Below are 7,253 nucleotides of genomic sequence, written 5' to 3' on the forward strand. Positions count from 1 at the left end.
TTAAGAAAATCGTAACGACGAGCTACTGACATCGCTACAAATACGGTGAAAACAAACGAAACAAGTTATTGCGAATTTTCTTATAAATAGGCAATTTCTTAATATCTTCCTCTAACACGAGCTCCGCATTATGTTTTTTTGCAACAAACAATTCGGTAAGTTGTGCATTAAGACGCCTATCGAAACATTCTAAGTTGATTTCAAAGTTAAACGCTAAGCTTCTAGCGTCCCAATTAGTGGAACCGATAAATGACCAAACATCATCAATAAGGACTATTTTACTGTGATCAAAAGGTCTTTTGTTTTTGTATATCTGAACACCGTGTTCCATGATCCTCATGAAATTGGCTTCCATCACCCAATCTACAAAAGGGATGTTGCTGTGTTCCGGTACTATAATTTCAACAGCTACACCACGTAAGGCCGTGGCGTGAAGCGACGTCATTAATGTTTGATCTGGTATAAAATAAGGGGTCATGATTTTGACGCTTTTTTGTGCACAAACCAATGCGTTAATTAATGTCCAGCGTATCCTATTATGGTGTTCATCCGGGCCATCTTGAATGACTCGCGCAACAACAGTTTTATTCTTCTCTTGCTCCGTACTGTCTAGGTTGTTGCGCGTATTGTAGGACGGGAATTGAATTAACTCGCCTGTAGCAAAAAACCAATCTTCTACAAAGACCTGACTGATCTGATCAATAACGGGGCCTGTCACTTTAAAATGGACATCATCAATCGGATGTTTTGCTGCATTAACTAAGTTATTTTTACTGACATTCATACCACCAATATAAGCTTCTTCACCATCTACACAAAGTATCTTTCTGTGGTTTCTTAAATTAATAAAGCGAGTGCCCGACAGTGATAAGGCGGGTAAAAAACGAGCCGTTTCCACACCTCTTTTTTTTAACGCTCGATCTGATTTACGCCAACTATAGCCAATACCGATTCCATCCAATAAGACCTTTACAACAACGCCTCGCTGCTGCGCTTGCACTAACGCCTTAACGAACTGACGCCCAAGTGAATCATAATCAAATATGTAACTTGATAGAATAATATAATGCGTTGCAGATTGGATCGATTGGATCATCTCTGGGTAAGCATTATCACCATTTACAAGAGGCTCAACGCTGTTAGCAGCAAGATAATTTATAGGGTTAATGGCGTACCCTGCAATGATTGATGAATGCCAGTTTTCAGGAAGTTGATGAAAATTAATAGGGTTTTCTTGAGATCGAAAGTCTCGTTTAAGCGTTTGAGGATGCTCTCTTTTCGCTAGGCGCTGGATACGATTTATCCCAAACAACCAATAAAACAAACTGCCCAACACAGGGGAAAATATAACAAGACCAATCCAAGCAAGTGATGTACGCTCGTTTTCTTTGAACAGTAGCACATGCAAGGATGTCATAAATGACAAACCAATATGCAACACGACGATGATAGTTACCCAGTGAAAGCTAATCCATTCAAACAATGCTTCTAATACCAGCATAAACTCCAACTCTAATATTGTGCTGCCAATAATCGTTACTTTTATCAACTATTTTATATGTGATAAGTTACACCATTAATCAACGAGATAAAGTGATTTACAAAAAGATTACGAGATATTCGGGCAAAAATTAAGCTCAAGATATCAGCAATAATACTAAAACAGCGACCCAAAGGCATAAACACATGACCAATGACCGAGACATTATTGCACGCCTACGTGAGCGAATTCCCACCTTCAAATGCAAACTGGGCTGTCACGATTGTTGCGGGCCTGTCACCGCTTCTTCGGAAGAAATGTTACGTCTACCCGTTAAATCAAATGCAGAGCATGACGCCGCTTTAGAAGAGCTTAATTGCGTCCACTTAGGGCCGAATGGTTGCGAGGTGTACGATGAACGCCCGCTAATCTGCCGACTTTTCGGCACCACTCCCAAAATGGCCTGCCCTAATGATTGTGCTCCAGAAACCATGGTTGATTCTGACATTGAAGACCAAGTTCATTACTACATTGCCACGACTAGGCAAGTATTAGTGTAAATATCCGAGTTTAATAAATAACGAGAGTGATGAATCAATATCGCTAACCATCACTCTATAAGTCTTTTACCTAATTATAACGAGCAAGCCAGCAAGGTACCTTGCTTAATAGCTCGCTTCGCATCCAGTTCAGAAGCCACATCAGCACCACCGATAAAGTGCACCGCATGACCTATTTCGCGCTCTAATAATCGATTTGGTTCTTGCCCTGCGCACACAACAACCGTATCTACGTCAAGGCAACGAGCTTCACCATTTACGGTTAAATGCAGTCCTTCATCATCAATACGCTGATAATCACAGTCTGACAAAAAGACGACGCCTTTTTTCGACAATTCGGTACGATGAATCCAGCCTGTCGTTTTACCCAAGTTCGCTCCCACCTTGCTTTTCTTACGTTGTAATAAGAAAACCTCGCGCTCAGCTTTTGCAAACACAGGCTTGATTCCTTCCACGCCTCCACGGGCTGTAAAGCTCATGTCCACGCCCCACTGGGTCATGAAGTCTTCAATTTTTTGTTCTTTATGGGCTGCAGAATGAATTAAATACTCGCTGATATCAAAACCAATGCCTCCAGCACCAATAACGGCAACTCGTTTACCAACAGGGAGACCATTCATCACATCTAAGTAGCTCAGCACTTTTTGATGATCTATTCCGTCAATATCAGGCGATCTTGGTAAAATCCCTGTTGCCAATACTACCTCATCGAATCCCTCTCTCTTCAATAACTCGCCATCCACACGAGTATTCAACTTAAGATTAACGCCTGTCAGTTCTACCTGACGCGCAAAATATCGCAAAGTTTCATAAAACTCGCCTTTACCGGGAATGCGTTTGGCGATATTAAATTGCCCACCAATTTCATCGCCTGCATCATATAAAGTAACTATATGACCGCGTCTTGCTGCCGTGGTTGCAAACGCTAAACCAGCAGGGCCAGCACCAACAACGGCAATACGCTTAGGAGAATCAACTGGTGTGATCATGATCTCTGTCTCATGGCATGCTCTTGGATTGACCAAACAAGACGTCATTTTTTGATCAAACACATGATCCAAACAGGCTTGGTTACAAGCAATGCAGGTATTGATTTCGTCGGCACGATTTTGCTCTGCTTTTACAACGAACTCAGGATCGGCAAGGAAAGGCCTCGCCATAGACACAATATCCGCATCACCACGAGCCAGAACCTGCTCTGCCACTTCAGGCGTATTAATTCGATTAGAGGTGACCAAAGGCACAGATAAAGATTTACGCAGTTCCGCCGTTACCCAAGTGAATGCCGCTCGTGGCACCTTGGTAGCAATCGTCGGTACTCTCGCTTCGTGCCAACCAATCCCCGTACTTATAATACTGGCACCAGCTTTTTCGATGGCAAGGCCAAGTTTCACCACTTCTTCAAGATCACTTCCCCCCTCAACAAGATCCAACATTGACAGTCGGTAGATAATAATAAAATCACTGCCTACTGCTTCTCGAATTCGTCTCACTATGTCTGTTGGTAACTTGATTCTGTGATCGTACTCTCCACCCCACTCGTCCTCACGTTGGTTTGTACGAGAGGCAATAAATTGGTTCAACAGATAGCCTTCGGATCCCATCACTTCAACACCGTCATAACCCGCTTTTTTAGCTAAAGTAGCCGCATTGATAAAATCAGATATTTGCTTTTCAATGCCTTCTGGAGTTAACGCCTCAGGCTTAAAGGGATTAATCGGCGCCTGCAAGGCTGATGGTGCAACCAGTTTTGGATTATAAGCATATCGGCCCGTATGTAAGATTTGCATGCATATTTTTCCACCCTCTGCGTGCACCGCATCGGTAATGATTCGATGTTTTTCAACATCTTCTTCAGAAGCCATTTTTGCTGCACCTGCGTAAACAGCACCTTCAGAATTAGGTGCAATGCCGCCCGTAACGATCAGCCCAACCCCGCCACGAGCACGCTCTGCATAAAATACAGCCATTCTCTCGATTCCGCCCTTTACTTCCTCTAAACCTAAATGCATCGATCCCATCAGCACTCGATTTTTTAGCTGAGTAAATCCTAGATCTAATGGTTCAAATAAATGTGGATACGTTGAATGGCTCATAATCATGACTCACTTTGTTTATTATTTTTTGGTATTGCAGCTGCCCGCATGCAATTTTGACACTGTCAAGATAGATATTCATTTTGACATTGTCAAGATACAAGTATTTAATCGGTACATGTCAACATTTAAAACACAGTATCACCATGGTGATCTCACTAAATCTTTACTGGAATCCGCCTCTTTCATTATCAAAGAACAAGGCGTAGAAAGTCTTAGTATGCGCAAGTTAGCTGACACCGTCGGTGTCTCAAGAACGGCGCCGTATCATCATTTCAAAGATAAAAACGCCTTACTATGTGCTCTAGCTGAAAAAGGTTTTTATGAGCAAGAAGGCATATTGAATGCCTTAAAAGCGCAAAAAATTAGTGCTGAAGAAAGCTTTAGGAATTACGTATGCGCTTACGTTGAGTATGCCCTTCAACACAGTGAAACCTACGATCTCATGTACGGTAGGACATTATGGAAAGCTGGCACACCAAGCGATTCACTAAAAAAAGCCTCTAAACAGACCTTTAAAGCATGGATTGACTGGGTTGAAACATTGCAAGCAGAAAACGTATTGCCAAAAAACAATACCGCATTAAGAATTGGACAAACCACATGGGCAAGTCTACATGGGCTGGCTAGGCTCTTTATAGATGGTATCTACCTAGACCAAGCTGATCTTTCGGAAATGATTGAGCAAATGATTAAAAACCTTTGCTCAAATCCTTCAACCAGCTCCCAAATTTGATCGGGTATTAGACAACAACTGCTCCTTCCGTAAGCGTCTAATGTCCTTATGACTCAAATAAAGCAAAGGCGCTATAACGAAAAAAGAACCAATAAACAAACCTAAATCTGGCGCTTCACCAAATACCCACCAACCAATCAGGAAAGCAAAAATCAATCCAGAATACTCAGCACTGGTTACCTGACTTGATGCAACATATCGATACCCGACTAGACACGACACGCTATATAAAATCGAGCATATCGACGACAAAGCCGAATACATTAATACATCCAACTGAAACGCAGCCCCCTCCCAAAAAGCCAATCCTCCAGCCAACGGCAACGCAAAGAGCTGGGTCACGAATAAGCCATATAGCATATCTTGTTGCTGCGGTAGACGCTTAATTAACAAGCTATTTGTAGCAAGCACAATCGCAAACAGAATGGCACTCACCATACCAGAGCTAACCTCTGTCGGCCTCAGTATCACTAAAATACCAATAAAGCCAAGAACCGCGGCGAACACAACATCCACTGTCAGTCGCTCTTTATAGAAAAAAGCCCCCAAAAGCATAATAAAAATCGGGGCGGTATAGAACACCGCATTAGCCGTTGCCAATGATAGTTCCGCCAAAGAAAGGACCAATAAAACAGCCGCCAACACCCACATATTACCGCGAATAAAATGAAGCTTTAGCCCTAAAAAAGCGGTCGATTTTGCGTAGTGACGAAACCTAAACGCCACAATAGGACAAAGAATAAGGCACATAAAAACAGCACGCAGAAAAGTGAACTGAAAAATAGCCACATCAGAGCCTGCCATTTTGATAAAAGTGTCACACAGGGTAGCAAAAAAACTGCCTAATACTAATACAAAAATAGCACTACTAACGGTACGACCCGACACACAACGCTCCTACAAAGTATTCAAATTCACAGTAGCTTAGTAAGTTTACATCATTAGATAAAGTGATATATTCAAACTCAGTATTAGTTATTTGGATAATAAATATGACGCCTTTAAAATCCCTACCTGTGTTTGAGACAGTGGCTCGACTTAACAGCTTCTCATTAGCAGCCAACGAGCTAAATGTGAGCCAGAGCGCCGTATCCCACCAGATAAGAATTCTTGAAAACTATCTAGGAGAAAGCCTTTTTCATCGCCAAGGTAGAAACCTAGAACTCACCAAAGAAGGTAAGCAGTATTTAGATGCCATCAGCAGCTCATTACTGCAAATAAACGAAGCCACAAATCGTCTGAAGGGTGTACAAAAAACACATATAAGACTGGCCGTGTACAGCTCGTTTGCCGTCTACTGGCTGATCCCCAGATTACCAGAACTTAAACGTCTACACCCAAGCTTAGAGTTGAGTATAGAAATGAGCCACCACTCTCCAGATTTATCAGACAGAACGGCAGACTTTTTTATCACCGTTGAAAAAGAAAAAAGAGGGTTCTTATTTGAATCTTTATATCAAGAGGAGCTTTTTCCAGTATGTAGTCACCAGTATTTTGAAACCATTAAAAACAAACTAAATATCACCTCGACTCAAGAATTGAGCGACAAACTAAAAACAACACCAAGCTTACTGGCACAATTTCCACTTATCACCTCATATAGCATCTATGATAGTCATACAGAGGATTGGAGACGCTGGTTTGCAAATTTAAAGCAACCACTACCAAGCACAATACAGTTTCACCGCTTTAGTCACCTCATGCTCGCATATGAAGCCGCAAAACACTCTCTCGGCATTGCACTCGTCAATGACTATATGATGAATGAGAAGTACGAGGAGACACCGCTCACGCGTTTACCATGTAGGGCGTTCAAAACAGGTGACAACTTTCATTTAGCTTACAAAGAAAGTCGTAAAAATGAAGACGCAATCAGACATCTAAAACAATGGCTGAAAGAAGAAGCTAACTCTTTACCTCGGTTCTAGCCTCTTTCACAAGCATCAGATTCGGCGGTTAGCTAATCAGCGAATAATATCAGTACGTCACGTCTTGTCGGGCTAAAGCCATGATCGACAAAAACCTAGATAAATCAGACCGTTGATAAAAAATGCACACCCGACGCCTTAGTGTTGGATTCGCGCTGACGCGTTGAGCGTGCGAAACAGGCGCAAGCGAAGCGAATACCAGGGTGATGATAATGCACCTCGTCCCCTTTCCTTGAGACGAAAAAAAGCCCCGACAGCGTTCGCTATCAGGGCTTCTTAAATGTAAAGCTTGATGACGACCTATGCTTATCCCCTTGCGGGATTATCACATGCTTGTCTGTGATGAAGAGCCCCACACGCACGTGGGAAGGATCATGTTACGTCCTTGAAACGAAAAAACCCCACCCTACTGAGTAGGATGGGGTTTCTCTTAATATAAAGCTTGACGACGAC

Annotated in this window: 6 protein-coding genes; 3 read left to right on the forward strand and 3 right to left on the reverse strand. The window is 42.4% G+C overall.

What is annotated here, in order from left to right:
- Positions 1 to 34 precede the first annotated feature (34 nt).
- A complete protein-coding gene (gene cls, locus DK187_RS06010) occupies positions 35 to 1,501 on the reverse strand; it encodes a cardiolipin synthase (RefSeq protein WP_111606443.1) in 1,467 nt (488 codons plus the stop codon).
- A gap of 185 nt (positions 1,502 to 1,686) precedes the next feature.
- On the opposite strand from cls, the gene DK187_RS06015 reads away from it, so the two are divergent.
- A complete protein-coding gene (locus DK187_RS06015; RefSeq protein WP_111606444.1) occupies positions 1,687 to 2,040 on the forward strand; it encodes a YkgJ family cysteine cluster protein in 354 nt (117 codons plus the stop codon).
- Between the two features lie 74 nt (positions 2,041 to 2,114).
- On the opposite strand, the gene DK187_RS06020 is transcribed toward DK187_RS06015, so the two are convergent.
- On the reverse strand, positions 2,115 to 4,136 hold the full coding sequence (locus DK187_RS06020) for an NADPH-dependent 2,4-dienoyl-CoA reductase (protein ID WP_111606448.1): 2,022 nt from the start codon (positions 4,134 to 4,136) through the stop codon (positions 2,115 to 2,117).
- 118 nt (positions 4,137 to 4,254) lie between these two features.
- Between DK187_RS06020 and DK187_RS06025 the strand changes: the two genes are divergently transcribed.
- Complete coding sequence (locus DK187_RS06025) at positions 4,255 to 4,872, forward strand: TetR/AcrR family transcriptional regulator (RefSeq protein ID WP_111606449.1); 618 nt, start codon at positions 4,255 to 4,257, stop codon at positions 4,870 to 4,872.
- On the opposite strand, the gene DK187_RS06030 is transcribed toward DK187_RS06025, so the two are convergent.
- Positions 4,852 to 5,760: a DMT family transporter gene (locus DK187_RS06030; RefSeq protein WP_111606445.1), complete on the reverse strand. Its 909-nt coding sequence runs from the start codon at positions 5,758 to 5,760 to the stop codon at positions 4,852 to 4,854. The genes DK187_RS06025 and DK187_RS06030 overlap by 21 nt on opposite strands.
- Before the next feature lie 104 nt (positions 5,761 to 5,864).
- Here DK187_RS06030 and DK187_RS06035 point away from each other — a divergent pair, with 104 nt between their 5' ends.
- Positions 5,865 to 6,800 carry a LysR substrate-binding domain-containing protein gene (locus tag DK187_RS06035; RefSeq protein WP_111606446.1) on the forward strand — a complete coding sequence of 312 codons (936 nt, stop codon included), beginning with the start codon at positions 5,865 to 5,867 and terminating at the stop codon, positions 6,798 to 6,800.
- The last annotated feature ends 453 nt before the right edge of the window (positions 6,801 to 7,253 follow it).

It is taken from the genome of Marinomonas arctica (assembly GCF_003259225.1).
GTDB classification, from domain to species: Bacteria; Pseudomonadota; Gammaproteobacteria; order Pseudomonadales; family Marinomonadaceae; genus Marinomonas; species Marinomonas arctica.

What these genes read in the sequence shown, in the direction of transcription:
- cls (WP_111606443.1), bottom strand. Translation starts at nt 1,501, where the DNA reads ATGCTGGTATTAGAAGCATTGTTTGAATGGATTAGCTTTCACTGGGTA.
- DK187_RS06035 (WP_111606446.1), top strand. Translation starts at nt 5,865, where the DNA reads ATGACGCCTTTAAAATCCCTACCTGTGTTTGAGACAGTGGCTCGACTT.
- DK187_RS06020 (WP_111606448.1), bottom strand. Translation starts at nt 4,136, where the DNA reads ATGAGCCATTCAACGTATCCACATTTATTTGAACCATTAGATCTAGGA.
- DK187_RS06015 (WP_111606444.1), top strand. Translation starts at nt 1,687, where the DNA reads ATGACCAATGACCGAGACATTATTGCACGCCTACGTGAGCGAATTCCC.
- DK187_RS06025 (WP_111606449.1), top strand. Translation starts at nt 4,255, where the DNA reads ATGTCAACATTTAAAACACAGTATCACCATGGTGATCTCACTAAATCT.